Raw genomic sequence first — 20,350 nt, forward strand, 5'->3', positions numbered from 1 at the left:
CCCGCAGCCGGTTTTGCTGCTAAAACCGCTTGCCGTCCCTGCCCGTTTCATCGTTCGGAGAATTGCTTTATGAGCCAGTGGCCAGACACCCGTATCCTTGATCTTCTCGGTATCGAACTGCCGATCATCCAAGGCCCGATGGCCGGTGCGACCAATTCTTCGATGGTGATTGCCGTGTGCAATGCCGGCGGCCTCGGTTCAATGCCGGCAGCGATGCTGAGCATCGAGCAACTGCGCGAAGAACTGAAGACGATTCGCCAGCACACCACCAAGCCGTTCAACGTCAATTTCTTCTGCCATCAGCCACCGGCGCCTGATGAGCAGCGAGCCCGGGACTGGAAAAATCTGCTCGAACCTTACTACCGCGAACTCGGTGCCGATTTTGAGGCGCCGACGCCGGTGTCCAACCGTGCTCCTTTCGACGAGACTGCGTGTGCCGTGCTCGAAGAATTCCGCCCCGAAGTGGTGAGTTTTCATTTCGGGTTGCCGGAGAAAAATCTGCTCGATCGGGTCAAGGCAACCGGGGCGAAAATCCTTTCGTCTGCCACCACGGTCGAAGAAGCGATCTGGCTGGAGCAACACGGCTGCGATGCGATCATCGCCATGGGTTATGAGGCGGGCGGGCATCGCGGGATGTTTCTCAGCGATGATCTGAGCAGCCAGGTCGGCACCTTTGCACTGGTGCCGCAGGTGGTCGACGCGGTGAAAGTGCCGGTGATTGCGGCGGGTGCGATTAGCGATGCCCGAGGCGTTGCAGCCGCGTTGATGCTCGGCGCCTCGGCGGTGCAAGTCGGCACGGCGTTTCTGTTTACCCCGGAGGCGAAGGTCAGCGCCTCGCACCACAAGGCCCTGCGCACCGCCAAGGAAAGCCAGACCGCCATCACCAACATTTTCACCGGACGTCCGGCGCGGGGCATTGTCAATCGGGCGATGCGCGAACTCGGCCCGATGTCAGCGCAAGCGCCAGCCTTTCCGTTGGCCGGCGGCGCGCTGATGCCGCTGCGAGCCAAGGATGACGCCGATTTTGCCAATCTGTGGGCCGGTCAGGCGCTGACGTTGGGCAAGGATATCGGCAGCGCTGAACTGACCCGGCAACTAGCCGAGGGCGCATTGGCGAAACTCAACCGTCATTGAATTTACGCGGCGAGCGGATTTAATCCCTCGCAACTTGGCGGCGTATCGCTATATATTTCCGTATACAGCGATTGCGCCCGTGTATCGGCGTTATCCAAAGCAAAGCATTTACCGCCGATCACGGAGCCTTTACATGACACCTGCTGCCACACGCCTCGCCCCTGCCTGTCTCGCCTCATTCCTCGCATTTTTCAGCATCGGTGCCGCGCAGGCTGACGAAGTGCAAGTGGCGGTCGCCGCCAATTTCACCGCGCCAATCCAGGCCATCGCTGCCGACTTCGAAAAAGACACCGGACACAAACTGGTCGCTGCTTACGGCGCAACCGGCCAGTTCTACACCCAGATCAAAAACGGCGCGCCCTTCGAAGTGTTTCTCGCCGCTGACGACAGCACCCCGGCAAAACTCGAGCAGGAAGGCGAAGCCGTCAAAGGCTCGCGCTTCACCTACGCCATTGGCACGCTGGCGCTGTGGTCGGCAAAAGAAGGTTATGTGGATGCACAGGGTGACGTGCTGAAAACCAACCAATACCAGCACTTGTCCATCGCCAACCCGAAAGCCGCGCCATACGGTCTCGCCGCCACCCAGGTGCTGGAAAAACTCCAGTTGAGCGAAGCCACGAAAAGCAAAATCGTCGAAGGCCAGAACATTACTCAGGCCTACCAGTTCGTCTCCACCGGCAACGCCGAACTAGGCTTTGTGGCGCTGTCGCAAATCTTCAAGAACGGCAAAATCAGCAGCGGCTCGGCATGGATTGTTCCGGCCACCCTGCATGATCCGATCAAACAGGACGCGGTGATCTTGAACAAAGGCAAGGACAGCGCTGCTGCCAAGTCCCTGATCGATTATCTCAAAGGCCCGAAAGCCGCTGCGGTGATCAAATCCTTCGGATATGAACTGTAAATGTCGCTGACCAGTGCCGACTTCGCCGCGATCTGGCTGACCCTGAAACTGGCGTCGCTGACCACCGTGATTCTGCTGGTGATCGGCACGCCGATCGCGTTATGGCTGTCGCGCACCTCGTCGTGGTTGCGCGGCCCGATTGGCGCCATCGTCGCCCTGCCGCTGGTGCTGCCGCCGACGGTGATCGGCTTTTATCTGTTGCTGGCGCTGGGGCCGCACGGTTTTCTCGGCCAGTTCACTCAATGGCTGGGGCTGGGCACGCTGACGTTCAGTTTCACCGGGCTGGTCATCGGCTCGGTAATCTACTCCATGCCTTTCGTGGTGCAACCGCTGCAAAACGCATTCTCGGCGATCGGCACCCGCCCGCTGGAAGTCGCCGCGACGTTGCGCGCCAATCCCTGGGACACGTTCTTCAGCGTGATCCTGCCGCTGGCGCGCCCCGGTTTCATCACCGCAGCGATCCTCGGTTTTGCCCACACCGTCGGTGAGTTCGGCGTGGTGCTGATGATCGGCGGCAACATTCCCGACAAGACCCGCGTGGTCTCGGTGCAGATTTACGACCACGTCGAAGCGCTGGAATATGCCCAGGCGCACTGGCTGTCCGGGGCGATGCTGGTGTTCTCGTTTCTGGTGTTGCTGGCGCTGTATTCCAGCCGCAAAACCCGCGCAGGCTGGAGCTGATCGATGATTGATGTACGCCTGAAACGCACTTATCCGGGGTTCGAACTGGATGTTGATCTGCAAGTGCCGGGCCGGGGCGTCACTTCGCTGTTTGGCGATTCCGGCTCGGGCAAAACCACTTGCCTGCGCTGCATCGCCGGGCTGGAGCGCGCCGAGCAGGGTTTTGTGCAGATCAATGACGAGATCTGGCAGGACAGCGCCAACGGCATCTTCGTACCGCCGCATAAACGTGCGCTTGGCTACGTGTTTCAGGAAGCCAGCCTGTTCCCGCATCTGTCGGTGCTGGCCAATCTGGAGTTTGGTCTCAAACGCATCGCCAAGTCGCAACGCCGGGTCAATATCAACCAAGCGACCGAACTGCTCGGCATCGGCCATTTGCTTGAGCGTCACCCGCAGCATCTGTCCGGCGGCGAACGACAGCGCGTCGGCATCGCCCGCGCCCTGCTGACCAGCCCGAAACTGCTGCTGATGGACGAACCACTGGCGGCTCTCGACAGCCGGCGCAAGAGCGAAATCTTGCCGTACCTGCAACGCCTGCACGACGAACTGGATATTCCGCTGCTGTACGTCAGCCATGCCCAGGATGAAGTCGCGCGTCTGGCTGATCATCTGGTATTGCTCCGTGACGGCAAAGCCCTCGCCAGCGGCCCGATCGGTGAGACCCTCGCACGCCTGGATCTGCCCTTGGCAATGGGTGATGACGCCGGGGTGATCATCGAAGGTCAGGTCAGCGCCTACGACGCCACCTATCAATTGCTCAGCCTGCAACTGCCAGCTACCGAAATGAACATTCGCGTCACCCACGCGCCGATGGCCGTGGGCCAAGCCCTGCGCTGCAAGGTGCACGCCCGTGACATCAGCCTGGCGCTGAACAACGATGCAGCCAGCAGCATTCTCAATCGTCTGCCCGTTACCGTCATCAGCGAACAGGCCGCTGACAACAGTGCCCATGTGCTGATCCGCCTCGATGCGGGCGGCACGCCGCTGCTGGCGCGGATCACCCGCTTCTCGCGTGACCAATTGGGCGTGCACCCGGGCCAGCGGCTGTGGGCGCAGATCAAGGCAGTGGCGGTGCTCGCGTAAATCATTCGGCACGACGGCCAGCGACTGCGGTCAATCAGTTACAGACTGCCGTATGACCGAAGGAAACCGCCATGCCCGATACCGTGCTGACAGATGCCCTGCCCGCCGATCTGCATTACGTCGATGACACTCAGCCTGGTATCACCCGGAAAAAACTGCGCGGCAAGTTCGTCTATTTCGAACCGTCGGGCCAGCGCATCAGCGATCCGGACGAAATCAAACGCATCAATGCCCTCGCGGTGCCGCCGGCTTACACCGATGTGTGGATCTGCGCCGACCCGTGCGGTCATCTGCAAGCCACCGGCCGCGATGCGCGCGGGCGCAAGCAATACCGTTATCACGCACGCTGGCGCGAAGTGCGCGACGCCGACAAATACTCGCGCCTGCGCGAATTCGGCCTGGCCCTGCCCAAACTGCGGCGCCAGCTTGAGGCGCTGCTCGACGCCCCGGGCTTCAGCCGCGACAAGGTCATGGCCACGGTCATCACCTTGCTCGACGCCACGCTGATCCGCGTCGGCAATACCCAATATGCGCGGGACAATCGCTCTTATGGCCTGACCACGTTGCGCAGCCGGCATGTCGAGGTCAATGGCAGCGCGATCCTGTTCCAGTTCCGTGGCAAGAGCGGCATCGAGCACCAGATCACCGTCAAGGATCGGCGTCTGGCGCGAATCATCAAGCGCTGCCTGGAGATTCCCGGGCAAAACCTGTTTCAGTACCTTGATGAACACGGCGAACGGCACACTGTCACCTCCTCCGACGTCAACGCCTATCTGCAAAAGCTCACCGGCGCTGAATTCACCGCCAAGGACTACCGCACCTGGGCGGGCAGCGCATTGGCTTTGGCAGTGCTGCGCGAGCTGCAGCATGAGTCGGAAACCGAGGCCAAGCGCCATGTGGTCGAAGCCGTGAAGAACGTCGCCAAACAGCTGGGCAACACGCCAGCGGTGTGCCGCAAATGCTACATCCACCCTGCGGTGCTCGAACATTTCATGCTCGGCGCGCTCGCCGAACTGCCCCGCCCGAGAGTGCGCAAAGGCCTGCGCGCTGAGGAAGTAGCCTTGGCGATGTTTCTCGAGCGGATGTGTGAGGTGAGCGAGGCGTCCTGAGTCGCACAAACCCCCTGCAGGCTCACTCCTACAAGATTTGCCGATGAGCTGAGCCGGGTATTTTTTGCACGATCGCGCAGGGCTTCTATAGTTGATCTGAAGGTTCGCGCCATGCGGGCTTTTTTGTTGCAACTCAGCCGTTTCAGCGAACGGAGGTGTTTCATGTCCGAGAAAGAGTCCATCACCACCCTCCTCACCCTGCTCGACGCCCGCCAGGCGCGCCTCAGCAGCCGCCTGCAAAGAGATCGCCGACTGGGTTGATCATCAAGGCGGGCATCCGACAGCTTTGCGCATTCGCGACCGACTGCATGACATCGAAAAAGATGCGCCGCTTATTCGCGATACGCTTTCGACGCTCAAGCCAATTGATCGGCCGTTGCCACGATTCAGATAGTCGAGGTTCAATCAACTTCAACAACCGGCTCGGCATCGGTGTAAGTGTTTTTCTTTATTATCCATTGCGATTGAGCGTAGCCCTTTTAGTTATATGTGCCCTACTGGCCAATACAAGTTAAAAGTGCAGACACCGCTCATCGGATCAATTAAAAAAATCAAAACACCGTGAACCAATATGTAATCGAAGTAGGTGTCCATGACGAAAACGGACATCACTAGCGAAACGTTAATAGATATCGGAGAGCTATCATGACCACCGGAAATAAAAATACAGGTAACGCCGGCAACGATCGTGACAAGATGCAAGAGTCCGGGAAAAAAGGCGGACAGTCTGGCGGCAACTTCGCCAACGATCGTGAAAAAGCATCCGAGGCTGGTCGCAAAGGCGGACAATCCAGCCACAGTGGAGGTCGCAAGTCGTAAATGAGCGGTACAAGGGCAGCCTCGCTGCCCTTGTAATATTCGACGGAGCGCAAAGATGAACACCTCCACACATACTCCTCCAAGCCAGTTACACCAACGCGAAGGCGCTGAAGTTGTACCAGAAGCGACGCGCAGCTCCCCGGAGAAACTGCCGGACGACGCTGGGTCTTCGTGCATTGAAAGAAAACCTGGCCACCCGCAGCACAGCGATCGTGCCCAACATGAATGTTACGAGCGCAGGCAGTTGAACGTTGACTCTGAAAACTCTCGAGAAACGCAAACGACGCCAACGTACGAACGCTGCTCCTGACTCACGGGCACCAGTCCTTGCGCAAAGAGCCCGTTCGCAGAGCCCCGGCCCGTCGAGGAAATTGCCATGCCTGTTCACGTGATTAACTTTACCGGCCCGATCAATGCTTCAACCTGCGGTCAGCTGATTGACAGAGCCTCGCGTGCGGTAAAGGAAGATGCCCCCAGGTTGATTCTGAACATCGCTACCATGGGTGGCGAATGCAGTTACGGTTTCACGATGTACAACTTTCTGATGGCGCTGCCCGTGCCGGTACACACGCATAACCTGGGAACGGTCGAGTCGATGGGCAATATCGTTTTCCTCGCCGGCCAGCGCCGCACCGCGTGCACTCATAGCAAGTTTCTGTTTCACCCTTTTCATTGGCACTTGCAGGGAGCGGTTGATCATTCGCGCATGTCGGAATATGCCATGAGCCTGGATTACGACTTGCATCTGTACGCGCAGATTGTCGCCGAGCGTACCAGTAACGGGAAAAATGCGTTGGAGACAGAAAAATACCTGACAGCGGCTCCGCGCATAATCAATCCTGAAGAAGCTTTGCATGCCGGGCTGATCACAGCGGTTGAAGACACCGAGATTCACGCAGACTTTGTCTGCTCATGCATTTACTCCTGAAGCCCCTCCTGAATAACGCGCCGTTTTAGATGCGTTTCATTCTATTCAGATCGCCACTCTGAGCAGCGACATTACAAGATCATGTAGTGCATTGGCGCCTCAACTTGTACACGCCCCAACGGGCGGTATAACGCAAAACAAGCGGCGTATGCCGGTCATCCAAGCCAACAGAATTTTCTCTGAATTATTCATTTCGCCAGACATCCGTCTTCTTAACAGCCGGGAGGAAATGTATGAGCGCAGTGGACTTGTACGTGATCGAGTACCTGTTACATGGAAAGCCCAGGTCATTCGTCATTCGCACAAAAAACATGAACAACGCCGAAGCGTGGCAGTGGGCAAGTTGCGACGCAGGAATCGCGCCCATCCCCCGCCCCGGTAGGCCTCCGTTGAAACGTTTTTCCAAACCAATGGCGGAACGCTTCGGCGTAACCGAGGTGCAATGGCGCGAGTCGGTGCCTCTGGTGTGGGAGGAGGATCACGCAAAATGAATGAGCACACGTTGAAATTCGGTTTCGGCCGATCCTGGGATGACGAGATGGCAGAAAACGCCGCGATGTTCCGCGAGGCCGATCTGCTCGAAGAAGCGGCTTACAGGATCATCGAGAACGACACGGACAATCCTGAAGCCTGGGCCCGTTTCAGCGAAGCCAAGGCTCTGGCCGACGCCAAACGAACGGCGGCCTATCAGGACTGGATGCGCATCAAGCGCGCGATGAGCAAGCCGCGCTCGAAATAGCGGACTGGCGCCTCATGGCTTGAGGATCAGCAGCGGTTCGCCTTTCGGGACGACGTAAGTGGCCAGTTCGACGCCTTTCTCGTTGCCGACGTTTTTGGCCACATGCGCAACGCCCGCCGGAATGAACAACGAGTCACCGGCCTTGAGTATCACTGGCGCCCGCCCTTCAAGCTGATACTCGAACGTGCCGCTGATGACATAGGCGACTTCCACGCCGGGATGCGCATGCCGAGGTGAGGTGACGCCAGCGTCGAAATCGATACGCGCCTGAATCACTTCGCGATTGTCAGCGCCGAGATCCTGGCGAACCAGATCAGTACGGCTCAGACCTTTCTGCCAGCTCGTTGCCGACGCATCCGCCGCATGGGCGAAGCCGGTCAGGGAGGCGAAGACAACGGCAGAAGCCAGAAACAGTGGACGGTACATGGTGGTGCCCTCTTGAACGTAGTGTTGGTGTGAGGGCTACTTTGGGCTTGGCATGTAAGGCGGATGTGTCTCGAAAGCGCAGTTTGGTGTTGCCGTGTGTATCGGCTGAGCGGTGATACACGCTTATACAAACGTGTCGCGGTCCCCGTCCGGGCCATGGTGGGAAAGAATCTGTAAACTGCCGCAATCTTCATTCACTCAAACAAGAGATGCCCATGGCCAATCAAGACATCATCTTCACGCCTGATCCGGACACCGATTCGATTTCTTCCGACGTCGCCACCTTTGGCGGGATCATGGTCTCGACGCAAATCCCGACCCGCGCCGATGGCAGCCTGGAACTCGGCGGCATCACCGAGCAAAGCGAGTGCACGCTGCAGGCGCTGAAAGTCGCCTTGGAACGTGCTGGCAGTTCGATGGACCGGGTGCTGCACCTGACCATTTACCTCACCGACATGGGCGATCGCGGGGCTTTCAATGAAGTGTACAAACGCTATTTCGCCAAGCCTTGGCCAGTGCGGGCAGCGGTGGGCGTCGCCTCGCTGGCGGTTGAAGGGATGCGTGTGGAAGTGACGGCGATGGCGGCCAAGGGCTGATTTGCGGAAATACTGCGTAGGCTGCCGCCACGATTCCGGGGTGCGACACACGCAGTGAAATACTCAAGGGCGCGCGCCAAACACAGCAGCCACCAGGATGGGGCCGTTTGGCAAGCGCTGGCTCGCCCGTTGAGCGAATTGGCGTCAACGGTCTATCCACAAAACTTAAAGTGGACCGCTAGCTACAACAAACAGTTTACCTTCTGATACCCGGTATGTTTGCCCGCGGTGCTCGATTTCAAAATTGAATGTTGCCGTAATCGAATCGATGCCTTCTTCGTGTTTGCGAGCAAACTCTATTGTTCCTGTTTTCGCATATAAGATTTCATGCGACATAGTCATCAATCCCGCGACAGGGCTTCCGAACCCGCCAATTTCATGCGTACCGTCCGTAAGGGAGCGATCTATCACAAATGAAATGATCTCACCCACCTCGTCCGTAAAATATTGACCAATAACGCTAAACGTCTCTTTTGTGCCGAAATAAAGATGCCGAGTAGCGGAGAATATTGGCTTGCCTATGCCCGGATGATCGGGTGACACGACCGCTTTGTAATACACTTCGGCCGTCTTGCGAGGACGCGGTTTAAACGACGCCAAATCCGAGATACCAATCGTCGCGAAGGCGTTATTACCTTTCATGATATTAATCTCCAATGTCTTGCGTGATATAGGCCAGAGCGACTTTCCCGCTCCCACCTGATGTTCACGCTTTGGACGCGGGCGGACAACTGACAGTCTTTACAGTTATGCATTGCCTCGTATTGTGCTAGGTCCTTCGTACCTGATATCGGCACGCTGATGCCGCCCAAGTGTTTCACAGGTACAATGCGCCCCTTGCCCGTGACCGCCTGACTAAAAAAACTATGTCCTTGCCCAAGCATCACCTGGAATTGCTCAGCCCTGCCCGCGATGTCGCCATTGCCCGCGAGGCCATCCTGCATGGCGCTGACGCCGTGTACATCGGCGGCCCGAGCTTCGGCGCACGCCACAACGCCTGCAACGAAGTCAGCGAAATCGCCGAACTGGTCGAGTTCGCCCGCCGTTACCACGCACGCATCTTCACCACCATCAACACCATCCTGCACGACAACGAGCTGGAGCCGGCGCGCAAGCTGATCCATCAGTTGTACGACGCCGGCGTCGATGCGCTGATCGTTCAGGATCTGGGCGTAATGGAGCTGGACATTCCGCCGATCGAGCTGCACGCCTCGACCCAGACCGACATCCGCACCCTCGAGCGAGCGAAGTTCCTCGATCAGGCCGGTTTCTCGCAGTTGGTGTTGGCCCGTGAGCTGAACCTGCAAGAAATCCGCGCCATCGCCGATGAAACCGACGCGGCCATCGAATTCTTCATCCACGGCGCGCTGTGCGTGGCCTTCTCCGGCCAGTGCAATATTTCCCACGCGCAGACCGGCCGCAGCGCCAACCGGGGCGACTGCTCCCAGGCTTGCCGCCTGCCGTACACCTTGAAAGACGAAAAGGGTGGCGTGATCGCTTACGAAAAACACCTGCTGTCGATGAAAGACAACAACCAGAGCGCCAACATCCGCGCGCTGGTCGAAGCAGGCGTGCGTTCGTTCAAGATCGAAGGTCGCTACAAGGACATGGGCTATGTGAAGAACATCACTGCCTATTACCGCCAGCGTCTGGACGACGTGCTCGAAGACCGCCCTGACCTGGCCCGCGCCTCCAGCGGCCGCACCGTGCATTTCTTCCTGCCCGACCCGGAAAAGACCTTCCACCGTGGCAGCACCGATTATTTCGTCACCGATCGCAAGATCGACATCGGCGCCTTCGATTCGCCAACCTTCACCGGGCTGCCGGTCGGCACGGTGGAAAAAGTCGGCAAGCGTGACATGCAGGTTGTCACTCACGAGCCGCTGTCCAACGGCGACGGCCTGAACGTGCTGGTCAAGCGCGAAGTGGTCGGCTTCCGCGCCAACATCGCCGAGGCCAAAGGCGAGTTCGAAGAAGACGGCGAGAAGCGCTACCGCTACCGCGTCGAGCCGAACGAAATGCCCGAGGGCCTGTTCAAGCTGCGTCCAAGCCACCCGCTCAATCGCAACCTTGATCACAACTGGCAGCAGGCGTTGCAGAAAACTTCTTCGGAACGTCGCGTAGCCCTGAGCTGGTTCGCCCGCCTGCGCGAAGAACAGCTGGAAGTGACCGCGACCAGCGAAGAAGGCATCAGCGCCAGCGTCACCCTCAACGGGCCGTTTGGTGTCGCCAACAAGCCTGAACAAGCGCTGGAGCAATTGCGCGACCTGCTTGGTCAGCTCGGCACAACCCAGTACCACGCCACCGACATCAAGCTGGATGCGCCGCAAGCGTTCTTCATTCCCAACTCGCAGCTCAAGTCCCTGCGTCGCGAAGTGATCGAAGCGCTGACTGCGGCACGTGTCGCCGCGCATCCGCGTGGCAGCCGCAAGCCCGAGACCACGCCGCCGCCGGTGTACCCGGATTCGCACCTGACCTTCCTCGCCAACGTCTACAACCAGAAGGCGCGCGACTTCTACCACCGTCACGGCGTCAAGCTGATCGACGCGGCGTACGAAGCTCACGAAGAGCCAGGCGAGGTGCCGGTGATGATCACCAAGCACTGCCTGCGTTTCTCCTTCAACCTGTGCCCGAAGCAGGCCAAAGGCGTGACCGGCGTGCGCACCAAGGTCGCGCCGATGCAGTTGATCCACGGCGATGAAGTGCTGACGTTGAAGTTCGATTGCAAGCCGTGCGAGATGCACATCATCGGCAAGATGAAAGGCCACATCCTCAACCTGCCGCAGCCGGGCAGCGTGGTCGGCCACATCAGCCCTGAAGACCTGATGAAAACCATCCCGCGCGCACCGCACTAAGTGGCCGGCGTGCGCGGTGCTTCGGCATCGCGCACGCCTGCTTGGCTCCAAACGCGGTAAATCGCAGACATAAAAAAACGCCAACTTCTTGCGAAGTTGGCGTTTTTTTCGTAGATGGCAGGGGCGGCTGGATTCGAACCAACGCATGGCAGGATCAAAACCTGCTGCCTTACCGCTTGGCGACGCCCCTGTAGCTCTGTCAGCGGCTCCGTTAGGATCGCTGTGAGAACGGGGCGCAATTTAACAACATTCATTTCATTTGGGAAGCCCGAAATCAATTTTTTTTTGTTTTAAAACAGCCACTTATTATTTTCGCGCGAAAACTCACCGTTTCATCGCCATGTATCACACTGTGTACGCGCCCCGCTGCTACACAACCCAATGCAAAAACGCTCTCTGGCGACACAGAGCAGATACCTCGCCACGCTTCAATGCACCCAGGGTTTCAAGGGTTCATCCAGCCCCTTGGCCACAGGCTCGCAAAGGAGACGTCAGCATGAAACAGGCTCTGCACACCTCTAAAATCACCGCCGCGCTCGGCTTGTCAGTCCTGGCGCTGTCACTGTTCGGCGCCGTCGGCAGCGCTCAGGCGCAAACCACAGAACCCGCCGCCGTCAGCTATTCCGCACCCTCGCCCTTCGGCCCGCTGAAGCACATCAAGGCTGGCTTGCTCGACGTAGCCTACGCCGAAACCGGTCCTGCCGATGGCCCGGTGGTGATCCTGCTGCACGGCTGGCCCTACGACATTCACAGCTACGACGAAGTCGCACCACTGCTGGCGGCCAAGGGTTACCGCGTGCTGATGCCGTATGCACGGGGTTATGGCGACACGCAGTTCCTGTCCAAAAACACCCTGCGCAACGGCCAACCGGCGGCGCTGGCCAGCGACGTGATCGACTTCATGGATGCGCTGAAGATCAAGCAAGCAGTGCTTGGCGGCTACGACTGGGGCGCGCGTTCGGCGGACATCGTCGCAGCATTGTGGCCGGAGCGCGTCAAGGCGTTGGTGGCGGTCAGCGGCTACCTGATCGGCAATCAGGCCGCCGGGCAAAACCCGCTGCCGCCGAAAGCCGAATTGCAGTGGTGGTACCAGTTCTACTTCGCCACCGAACGCGGCCGTGCCGGCTATGAAAAGAACACCCACGACTTCGCCAAACTGATCTGGCAGCTGGCTTCGCCGCAGTGGAAGTTCGACGACGCCACTTTCGACCGCAGCGCCCAAGCGTTGCAGAACCCCGATCACGTCGAAATCACCGTGTTCAACTACCGCTGGCGGCTGGGCCTGGTGCAGGGCGAGGCGAAATATGCCGCGCTGGAAGAAAAATTGGCTACTGCGCCTTCGATCAGCGTGCCGACGATTACCCTGGAAGGCGACGCCAATGGTGCGCCACATCCCAAGCCTGAGGACTATGCCAAGCGTTTTACCGGGAAATATCAGTTCCGGTTGATTGAGGGTGGGGTTGGGCACAATTTGCCCCAGGAAAGCCCGGCGGCGTTTGCGCAAGCTGTAATCGATGCTGATCGTCTCTGACAGACCCGCCCTCAATACCCCTCACCCTAGCCCTCTCCCGGAGGGGAGAGGGAACTGATTGGGGGATATTCGAGATTTACGCCGACCTGAAAGCGCTGTATTGAATCCAAAGTCGACGTCCATCTTTCAGGTCGATGTACAGCGCAAGATACCTCGGTCGGCTCCCTCTCCCTCTGGGAGAGGGCTGGGGTGAGGGTTTTTGGGGATTGCACCGGTCGATCTATTTAACCAGCCGTTTTTCCTTCGAAGGCCGATAACCAAAATACGAGCTGTAGCACTTGCTGAAATGGCTCGGTGAAACGAAACCACACGCCACCAGCACTTCCACCTGCGACAGCTCGGTATGTTGCAGCAGGCGCCGTGCTTCGGTGATGCGCAGTTCCAGGTAATAGCGCTGCGGCGTGGTGCCCAGTTGTTCCTTGAACAAGCGCTCGAGCTGGCGCCGCGAGCGGCCGGCGTAGACCGCCAATTGTTCCAGCTCCAACGGTTCTTCGAGGTTGGCGTCCATCAGCTTGATCACTTCCCGCAACGGCGCGCTGACGCAGATGTTTTCATCCGGTTTGATCCGCCGGTAGCGCGATTCCTCAAACGCCAGAATGTCCTCGACACCCTCGACCAGCGCCTTGCCGTGCAGGCTTTTGATCCAGTCCAGCGCCATGTGGAAAGCCCCCGATGGGCTCGACGCGGTGAGACGGTCGCGGTCGATCACATAAGGCTCGCTGCTGACGTGCGTAGCCTTGGCAATTTCCGTCAACGCGGGGCGATGTTCCGGGTGAATCGCGCAACGGTAGCCGTCGAGCAACCCGGCACGCCCGAGAAACCACGAACCATTCCACAACCCGGCCAGACTGACGCCCCGCTCCGCCGCCAGTTTGAGCAAGTGCACAAACCCATCGCTCGCTCGCAGTTCAGTGCGATAACCGCCGCAGACCACCAGCAGATCCAATTCCTCGAGCGCTGCTGAGTCCAGACGCGCATCGGGGCGGATCACCAGCCCCAGGTCGCTGATGACCTCGCCCTCACCCAGCCCGAAGGTGCGCGAGGTAAACAGCCCCGGGCGCAACAGATTGGTAGTCACCACGGCGTCCAGCGTCTGCGTAAAGGCCGGTAGCGAAAAGTGTTCGAGCAGCAGAAAACCGGTGCGCGTCAACTGCGCGTTATCGCTTTGCTCATTCAGATAGCGGAGGTTTTTCCCCTTCATGCCTCCGCTGAATTGGCGTCGTTCGGTCAAGTTTCAATCCATCGGTCACATTGTTGTGCGCCGATAGTTGGCCGGAACCGGTAAAGAGTCAATCACGTCATCAGGCCACACCTTCAAACAACCCATGGCCGTCGCCCCGGGTATCTCAAACGATCGTATTCAACCCCGCCCCGAGCCGACCTTCGAGGCGCCCAAACAGGACGTAGTGTTGATAGCCACTGGAGAAGGCGCCTGTGGCGATTGCAGTCTTTACGTCGGCATTGAGGCGCAAATATTGCTCCTCATCGAAGTGCTCGGCGCTGACTTCACCTGTACGGCCCAGACGTTCGCTATCGATCGGCTGTTCGAGAATCGTGCGTCGTTGAAAGTCGATGATGCGATTGACCGCATGACTTTCCAGCGGCCCCTTGTTGGGCGATGCGGAGTAGATGTGCAGACCGTTCTTCGCGCAGCGGTTGCACAAGTCCACGCAGTTCTTTTGCGTGGATTTGCGACTCATCAATTCCTGTACCGGCATGTCCAGATACTTGCCGACGCTGTATTCCGCCTGATTGAAAATCGTGCAGCACAGCACGGTATTGCCATTGCAATCGAGTACCAGCCAATCATCTTTCAGGGTGCACGCCTGTTTGGGGTATTGCTTGACCAGATTGACCAGGTCTGCATACGGTGGCAACGCCAGGCGCTTGAGGGTTTCCCGGTCCGTGTCGGTGACCGAGGCATCGTCTTCGACGATAGCGAAGGTTTTTTCCAGCGGCATCATCACCGAGTAGCCGGTGGAGAAATTGAAACCCAGGCGCTCGCTGAACTCGCGCATCAGCCCCTCTTCTTCGAGGTTATCCAGATAGCGGTGGTAATAGACCTCGATAAGCGTATTCAGGCCGTGACGCTGCTTGAGGTCATGCAGCTTGATCATGTTCTGCTTGACCACTTCGATGTCGCCGCCGACATGCCCTTGGCGGTAGGTGTCCTGGTGGAACCCGGACAGGGAGACACGGAAGAACCAGGGATTGGCGAGCATCGCGCTTTCAATGTTCTTGGCCAGGTTCAGGTTGGAGCTAATGCCGCTTTGCAAACCTGCAGCGTTAATGATTTCGACGAACTCACCGATGCGCGGGTGAATCAACGGCTCGGTCCAGTTGTACAAAAAGATCGCCTTGACCCCTTCACGCCGTGCCTTGTCGACAATCTGAGTGAACATCTCGAGCTGCATGGCTTTCTTGAAATTGGCATTTTCCGAATTACCCATCGGGCATGACGGGCAGCTCAGATTGCAGGCGCCGACGATATCGATGTACATATTCATTACGCGCATAGCTCCTTGGGTCGAACGTGCGCCTCTCATCACGAGCACGTTCGGGTCGCCGGGTTGGTTGTTTTTCTGACGACCTGCCTTCACGTAAAGCAATAAGCGCACCAGAGCCCTACGCCATTAACGCCACAATCCAGTCGATAAATACCCGCAATTTCAAGCTGACATGCCGGTTCGGCGGATACGCGACGTAAAGCGGCATGCTTTCCAGGCGCCAGCCCTCAAACAACGGCACGAGCTCGCCGCGCGCGACATGCGCATCGGCCATATACGTCGGCAACCACAACACCCCCATGCCCGCCAGTCCCGCCGCTAGATAGGCATTGCCGTCATCTACCGCAAGCACATGCCGGCCCTTGATCTGCAAGCGCTCGGTGCCGTTGTGCAACGTGTACGGAAGAGGTTTACCAGTGCGAGCCCAAAGAAACGCGACCACCCGATGATGGGAGTCTTCCAGTTCGCGTGGATGGTCGGGCGTACCTTCGCGAGCCAGATAAGCCGGCGCGGCAAATACCCCCAATGGTAGATCGGCGAGCTTGCGCGCCATCAGCGATTGATCGAGCAATTCGCCGCCGCGCACCACGCAATCGACGTTCTCATCGATGATGTCGACGATGCGGTCGCTGACGCCCATGTCGATCTGGATGTCCGGGTAGCGCGCATGAAACTCCGGCAACGCCGGCACCAGAATGTGCCGCGCGAACGGGCTCGGCACGTCGATGCGCAAGCGCCCCCGTGGCCGTGCGGCGGCACCGGGCAGGCTGGTTTCGGCGTCGTCCATGTCGGCCAGCAACTTGATCACCCGCTCGTAATACGCCGCACCATCGGCGGTGACGTTGACCTTGCGCGTAGTGCGATTGAGCAGCTTGACCCGCAGCCGCGCCTCCAGCTGCTGCACCAGTTGCGTCACCGTGGTCTTGCTCATGTGCAGGGTTTCGGCAGCTTTGGTGAAACTGCCCGCCTCGACCACCCGGGCAAAGGCCTGCATCGCATCGAACCGGTCCATCCGCGCCCCTCGATTGTTTGGAATTTGCAAACAGTGAACGCCAAGCTTGCGCGTTTATCCAGCAGCTGCAAACACCTAAAGTCACCCCATCAACCACTGATGGAGTCAGCCCCATGTCCAAGCGCGATGTAGTTTTTCCACCTGCCCGCCACGCCCTGTATGAACGTCACCGTTACTCGCCGGCGATTCGCTCCAACGGTTTCCTGTTTGTCTCCGGACAAGTCGGCAGCCGTGAGGATGGCTCGCCCGAGGCCAATCTGCGCGATCAGGTGCGCACCGCCTTCCACAACCTCAACGCGATCCTCGCTGCGGCCGGTTGCAGCTTCGATGATGCGGTGGATGTCACCGTGTTCATGGTCGATCCGCACTCGACGTTCGAAACGATCTGGACTGTGGTGCCGGAGTTTTGGGGCGAAGCGCCGTTTCCGACCATCACCGCTGTCGGCGTGACCTGGCTGGCGGGTTTCGATTTTGAAATCAAGGTGATTGCCAAACTGCCGGAAGCGGCTTGACCGCAACCGTACACAAACAGACACACCGCGCCGGCACGGAGGCTGGCCAATCTCCTCGCGAATGCGTATAACCTCGCCGTTTCGTCTACCCTGACGTGGCGCGCCGCCCGGTAGCGGCTGCCCTTCGAATGTTGACGCTTACGAAACGGAGAATTCTATGTTCAAGCGTACCCTCGCCCTCACCGCCGGTCTGGCGCTGTCCTTTTCTGCCCTGATGACGCAAGCCGCTGATGTCCTGCGCGTCAGCGCGATTCCCGACGAAGCCCCGACCGAGCTGCTGCGCAAGTTCGAACCGCTGGGTGCCTACCTTGAGCAGCAGTTGGGCATGAAGGTGCAGTTTGTGCCTGTCGCCGACTACCCGGCGGTGGTTGAAGCGCTGGCCACCGATCGCCTCGACATGGCCTGGCTCGGCGGTTTCACTTTTGTGCAGGCCCGTTTGAAGACCGACGCCACTACACCAGTGATCCCGCTGGTGCAGCGCGAACAGGATGCGCAGTTCACCAGCAAATTCATCACCGCCGACCCGAACGTGAAAAGCCTCGCCGACCTGAAGGGCAAGACCTTCGCCTTCGGTTCGGTGTCGTCCACCTCGGGCAGCCTGATGCCGCGTTACTTCATGCTGAAAAACGACGGCATCAGGCCTGAAGGCTATTTCAGCCGCGTCGCCTACTCCGGCGCGCATGACGCCACCGTTGCCTGGGTGCAGGCCGGCAAGGTCGATGCCGGGGTGTTGAATGCCAGCGTCTGGCAGAAACTGGTCGACGCCGGCAAGGTCGACACCAACAAGGTCAAAGTCTTCGCCACCACGCCGACCTACTTCGATTACAACTGGACCGTGCGCGGCACCCTTGATCCGAAGCTGGCCGCGAAGATCAAGCAAGCCTTCCTCGACCTCGACCCGGCCAATCCCGAGCAGAAGAAGATCCTCGATCTGCAGGCCGCCAGTCGCTTCATCGAGACCAAGCCCGAGAACTACAAGGGCATCGAGGAAGCCGCCCGCGCCGCCGAACTGCTGAAATGACTTTACGCCTCACCCAGGGCAGCCTGCGCCATGCCAATGGCGTCGATGCCCTTCGTAACATCGACGTGCAGATTGGCGCTGGCGAACAGGTCGCAATCATCGGCCCGTCCGGCGCTGGCAAGTCGAGCCTGCTCAATCTGCTGGCCACCGCGCTCAAGCCCAGCAGTGGCGACATCGAAGTGCTTGGCGAACGCGCCTGGCGACTTGTCGGCGCACCAGCGGCAGCGCCTGCGTGCGCGCATCGGCCTGGTGCATCAGGCGCCGCCGATTCCGCCGCGTCAGCGGGTCATTACGGCGGTGCTGGCCGGCAAGCTCGGTCAGTGGAGTCTGGGCAAAAGTCTGCTGAACCTGCTGCATCCACTGGATGTGGCGGGCGCTCGCGCGGCGTTGGCGCGGCTGGATCTGGGCGACAAACTGTTCGCCCATTGCCAGCAGTTGTCCGGCGGGCAATTGCAGCGCGTCGGCATTGCGCGAGTGCTGTATCAGGCGCCGGAAATATTGCTTGCCGACGAACCTGTCTCGGCCATGGACCCGGTGCTTGCCGGCCATACGCTGTCGATCCTTTCGCGTCACGCCCGCGAGCACAACGTCACGCTGGTGGCGAGCCTGCACGCGGTGGATCTGGCGCTGGCGCACTTTCCACGGATCATCGGTTTGCGCGACGGGCAGATTCTTTTCGATTGCCCATCCGATCAAGTCAGTCGCGACAAACTCGATGCGCTGTACGCCAATGAACAACTGCAATCGCCTGCGCCGGCGGCCGCGCCTTTGATTGTGCAGATTCCGCGATGCTGAAAGCTGATTCACGGGACCCTGCGGCGTGGCCGCGATTGTTGCTGACGCTGCTGGCGCTGGCTTTGCTGTGGCCGGGCATTCAGCTCAGCGAACTGGACCTGGGCGTGTTGTTTCAGGCCGATAGCCAGAACGAAATGGGCCGTTTTGTTTCGGCATTCTGGCCGCCGGCGCACGATCAAGCGTTCCTGCAACTGTTGCTCAAAGCCACCCTGCAAACCCTGGCGATTGCCACAGCGGGCATGGCCTTGGCGTTGCTGCTGGCGGTGCCGGCGAGCCTGATCGCCAGCCGCGCGCTGTCGCTCTCGGCGGCGTCCCGGGGCGGCGTGCCGAGCCTGCCCGGGCGCTTGCTGCGCTGGCCGGTACGCGGCTTGCTGATCTTTTTGCGCAGCGTGCCGGAGATCGTCTGGGCGCTGTTGTTTGTGCGTGCCGTTGGCCTCGGCCCGGCGGCGGGCGTGTTGGCCATCGCCATCACCTACAGCGGTATGCTCGGCAAGGTTTACGCGGAGATATTCGAGTCCACCGACCAGCGCCCGGCGCACGCATTGTTGCAGGCCGGCAGCGGTCGACTGGCGGCGTTTGCCTACGGCACGCTGCCGAATGTCGCCGCCGAATTGCTCTCCTACACGGTGTATCGCTGGGAGTGCGCGATCCGTGCCTCAGTGGTGATGGGCTTTGTTGGTGCCGGTGGGCTGGGGCAACAGATCGACCTGTCGATCCGCATGTTTGCCGGCGGTGAAGTCGCCAGCATGTTGCTGACGTTCCTGCTGCTGGTGCTGTGCGCTGATCAACTCAGCCGCTTGCTGCGCTGGAGGCTGGCATGAGGCGCCTGATCAACCTGCTGCTGATCGCCGCCATTGCGGTCGCGGTGGTCGCCTCTTTTGCCTATCTGGAACTGGATCTTGCCGAACTCGGCAGCGCCAATAGCCTCAAGCAGATGGGCAGTTACGTGCAGCGCTTTCTAAGTCCCGACTTGAGCGCCGGTTACCTGAAAGCCATTGCCCACGGTTCGCTGGAAACACTGGCCATGTCCGCGTTGGGCACCCTGCTTGCGGCACTGTTCGGCATCGTTCTCGCGCTGCCCGCTGCCGGGCGTTTCGGCTGGCCGCTGCAAAGTGCGGCGCGCCTGCTGCTCAACGGCTTGCGGGCGATTCCAGAGCTGGTTTGGGCGGCGCTGATGGTGCTTGCCGCCGGTCTCGGACCGAACGCCGGCACCCTCGCCCTTGCCCTGCACACCACTGGGGTGCTCGGTCGGCTATTTGCCGAAGCATTGGAAAACACTCCGCCACAACCGGCCGAGGCGATCCGTTTGCAGGGCGGCAATCCGATCCTCGCGTTCTGCTACGGCACCCTGCCTAACCTTGCCCCGCAACTGCTCGCCTACTGCCTGTATCGCTGGGAAAACAACATCCGCATGGCCAGCGTGCTGGGCTTTGTCGGTGCTGGCGGCCTGGGCCAGATGCTGTATGTCAGCTTGAGTCTGTTCCAGGAAGCCCAGGCCAGTACGGTGATTCTGGCGATGCTGTTGCTGGTGTTTCTGGTCGATTGGTTGAGCGCCTGGAGCCGGCAGCGTTGGGTCAAAGCGTAGGCCGAGTGGATATCTGGCAAAAGCTGATTATGCTTCAGGAAACCTTGCAGCCCTGCGAGGCGGTCAGACTGTGCAAGCTTCACGCTAGAGCAACGGCGGCAGATGCCAACGGGCCA

Annotated in this window: 20 protein-coding genes, 1 tRNA gene and 3 pseudogenes; 18 read left to right on the forward strand and 6 right to left on the reverse strand. The window is 59.5% G+C overall.

Going from position 1 to position 20,350, the window contains the following annotated elements:
* The first annotated feature begins 69 nt into the window (after nt 1-69).
* The 10 genes and pseudogenes from AB4O45_RS01235 to AB4O45_RS01280 all read left to right on the forward strand — a co-directional run bounded on the left by AB4O45_RS01235 (nt 70) and on the right by AB4O45_RS01280 (nt 7,394).
* The gene (locus AB4O45_RS01235) at nt 70-1,134 is read left to right on the forward strand and encodes an NAD(P)H-dependent flavin oxidoreductase (protein ID WP_256810028.1); all 1,065 of its coding nucleotides are present in this window, start codon (nt 70-72) and stop codon (nt 1,132-1,134) included.
* 133 nt (nt 1,135-1,267) lie between these two features.
* Nucleotides 1,268-2,035, forward strand: coding sequence for a molybdate ABC transporter substrate-binding protein (gene modA / locus AB4O45_RS01240; RefSeq protein WP_460160968.1), 768 nt, complete (start codon nt 1,268-1,270; stop codon nt 2,033-2,035).
* Nucleotides 2,036-2,716: a molybdate ABC transporter permease subunit gene (modB, locus tag AB4O45_RS01245; protein WP_076562644.1), complete on the forward strand. Its 681-nt coding sequence runs from the start codon at nt 2,036-2,038 to the stop codon at nt 2,714-2,716. It begins immediately after the preceding gene.
* Between the two features lie 3 nt (nt 2,717-2,719).
* Nucleotides 2,720-3,799: a molybdenum ABC transporter ATP-binding protein gene (modC, locus tag AB4O45_RS01250; protein ID WP_252876406.1), complete on the forward strand. Its 1,080-nt coding sequence runs from the start codon at nt 2,720-2,722 to the stop codon at nt 3,797-3,799.
* A gap of 71 nt (nt 3,800-3,870) precedes the next feature.
* Nucleotides 3,871-4,908: a DNA topoisomerase IB gene (locus AB4O45_RS01255; RefSeq protein WP_056789610.1), complete on the forward strand. Its 1,038-nt coding sequence runs from the start codon at nt 3,871-3,873 to the stop codon at nt 4,906-4,908.
* Between the two features lie 162 nt (nt 4,909-5,070).
* Nucleotides 5,071-5,302: pseudogene (locus AB4O45_RS01260) on the forward strand (hypothetical protein).
* Nucleotides 5,303-5,610: 308 nt separating this feature from the next.
* A pseudogene (locus AB4O45_RS01265) lies at nt 5,611-5,727 on the forward strand (con-10 family general stress protein); the annotation flags it as partial.
* A gap of 376 nt (nt 5,728-6,103) precedes the next feature.
* A complete protein-coding gene (locus AB4O45_RS01270) occupies nt 6,104-6,655 on the forward strand; it encodes an ATP-dependent Clp protease proteolytic subunit (RefSeq protein WP_041480149.1) in 552 nt (183 codons plus the stop codon).
* A 233-nt stretch (nt 6,656-6,888) separates the two neighbouring features.
* A complete protein-coding gene (locus AB4O45_RS01275) occupies nt 6,889-7,146 on the forward strand; it encodes a DUF6555 family protein (protein ID WP_041480147.1) in 258 nt (85 codons plus the stop codon).
* Entirely contained in the window at nt 7,143-7,394 is a 252-nt protein-coding gene (locus AB4O45_RS01280) for a hypothetical protein (protein WP_460095267.1), read from the forward strand. The genes AB4O45_RS01275 and AB4O45_RS01280 overlap by 4 nt, the downstream gene beginning before the upstream one ends.
* A gap of 12 nt (nt 7,395-7,406) precedes the next feature.
* Here the strand turns inward: AB4O45_RS01280 and AB4O45_RS01285 are convergent, their stop codons facing one another.
* A complete protein-coding gene (locus AB4O45_RS01285) occupies nt 7,407-7,820 on the reverse strand; it encodes a cupin domain-containing protein (protein ID WP_460095266.1) in 414 nt (137 codons plus the stop codon).
* 215 nt (nt 7,821-8,035) lie between these two features.
* Here AB4O45_RS01285 and AB4O45_RS01290 point away from each other — a divergent pair, with 215 nt between their 5' ends.
* A complete protein-coding gene (locus tag AB4O45_RS01290) occupies nt 8,036-8,416 on the forward strand; it encodes a RidA family protein (protein ID WP_024013136.1) in 381 nt (126 codons plus the stop codon).
* A 165-nt stretch (nt 8,417-8,581) separates the two neighbouring features.
* Here the strand turns inward: AB4O45_RS01290 and AB4O45_RS01295 are convergent, their stop codons facing one another.
* On the reverse strand, nt 8,582-9,058 hold the full coding sequence (locus tag AB4O45_RS01295) for a hypothetical protein (protein WP_460160969.1): 477 nt from the start codon (nt 9,056-9,058) through the stop codon (nt 8,582-8,584).
* Between the two features lie 224 nt (nt 9,059-9,282).
* Here AB4O45_RS01295 and AB4O45_RS01300 point away from each other — a divergent pair, with 224 nt between their 5' ends.
* Nucleotides 9,283-11,271, forward strand: coding sequence for a peptidase U32 family protein (locus AB4O45_RS01300; RefSeq protein ID WP_375122269.1), 1,989 nt, complete (start codon nt 9,283-9,285; stop codon nt 11,269-11,271).
* 115 nt (nt 11,272-11,386) lie between these two features.
* Here the strand turns inward: AB4O45_RS01300 and AB4O45_RS01305 are convergent.
* Nucleotides 11,387-11,461, reverse strand: a tRNA-Gln gene (locus tag AB4O45_RS01305).
* A 306-nt stretch (nt 11,462-11,767) separates the two neighbouring features.
* Here AB4O45_RS01305 and AB4O45_RS01310 point away from each other — a divergent pair.
* The gene (locus AB4O45_RS01310) at nt 11,768-12,802 is read left to right on the forward strand and encodes an alpha/beta fold hydrolase (RefSeq protein WP_095180156.1); all 1,035 of its coding nucleotides are present in this window, start codon (nt 11,768-11,770) and stop codon (nt 12,800-12,802) included.
* A gap of 220 nt (nt 12,803-13,022) precedes the next feature.
* On the opposite strand, the gene AB4O45_RS01315 is transcribed toward AB4O45_RS01310, so the two are convergent.
* From AB4O45_RS01315 to AB4O45_RS01325, 3 genes are all read right to left on the reverse strand, one after another.
* Entirely contained in the window at nt 13,023-14,033 is a 1,011-nt protein-coding gene (locus tag AB4O45_RS01315; protein ID WP_191636952.1) for a GlxA family transcriptional regulator, read from the reverse strand.
* 115 nt (nt 14,034-14,148) lie between these two features.
* Complete coding sequence (locus AB4O45_RS01320; protein ID WP_150635122.1) at nt 14,149-15,309, reverse strand: radical SAM protein; 1,161 nt, start codon at nt 15,307-15,309, stop codon at nt 14,149-14,151.
* Nucleotides 15,310-15,427: 118 nt separating this feature from the next.
* Complete coding sequence (locus tag AB4O45_RS01325) at nt 15,428-16,321, reverse strand: LysR family transcriptional regulator (RefSeq protein WP_056789579.1); 894 nt, start codon at nt 16,319-16,321, stop codon at nt 15,428-15,430.
* Nucleotides 16,322-16,434: 113 nt separating this feature from the next.
* On the opposite strand from AB4O45_RS01325, the gene AB4O45_RS01330 reads away from it, so the two are divergent.
* The 5 genes and pseudogenes from AB4O45_RS01330 (at nt 16,435) to phnE (ending at nt 20,234) form a co-directional block, all read left to right on the forward strand.
* Complete coding sequence (locus AB4O45_RS01330) at nt 16,435-16,833, forward strand: RidA family protein (RefSeq protein WP_252886310.1); 399 nt, start codon at nt 16,435-16,437, stop codon at nt 16,831-16,833.
* 157 nt (nt 16,834-16,990) lie between these two features.
* Nucleotides 16,991-17,854 (forward strand): putative selenate ABC transporter substrate-binding protein, encoded by an 864-nt coding sequence (locus tag AB4O45_RS01335; protein ID WP_150740961.1) that lies wholly within the window; start codon nt 16,991-16,993, stop codon nt 17,852-17,854.
* Nucleotides 17,851-18,649 (forward strand): annotated as a pseudogene (locus AB4O45_RS01340) (phosphonate ABC transporter ATP-binding protein). The gene AB4O45_RS01335 and the pseudogene AB4O45_RS01340 overlap by 4 nt, the downstream one beginning before the upstream one ends.
* On the forward strand, nt 18,643-19,470 hold the full coding sequence (locus tag AB4O45_RS01345) for a PhnE/PtxC family ABC transporter permease (protein WP_150635119.1): 828 nt from the start codon (nt 18,643-18,645) through the stop codon (nt 19,468-19,470). Before AB4O45_RS01340 ends, AB4O45_RS01345 begins: the two are co-directional and overlap by 7 nt.
* Nucleotides 19,467-20,234 carry a phosphonate ABC transporter, permease protein PhnE gene (gene phnE, locus AB4O45_RS01350; protein ID WP_150740963.1) on the forward strand — a complete coding sequence of 256 codons (768 nt, stop codon included), beginning with the start codon at nt 19,467-19,469 and terminating at the stop codon, nt 20,232-20,234. The genes AB4O45_RS01345 and phnE overlap by 4 nt, the downstream gene beginning before the upstream one ends.
* The last annotated feature ends 116 nt before the right edge of the window (nt 20,235-20,350 follow it).

The organism is Pseudomonas sp. S2_B10 (genome assembly GCF_054668425.1).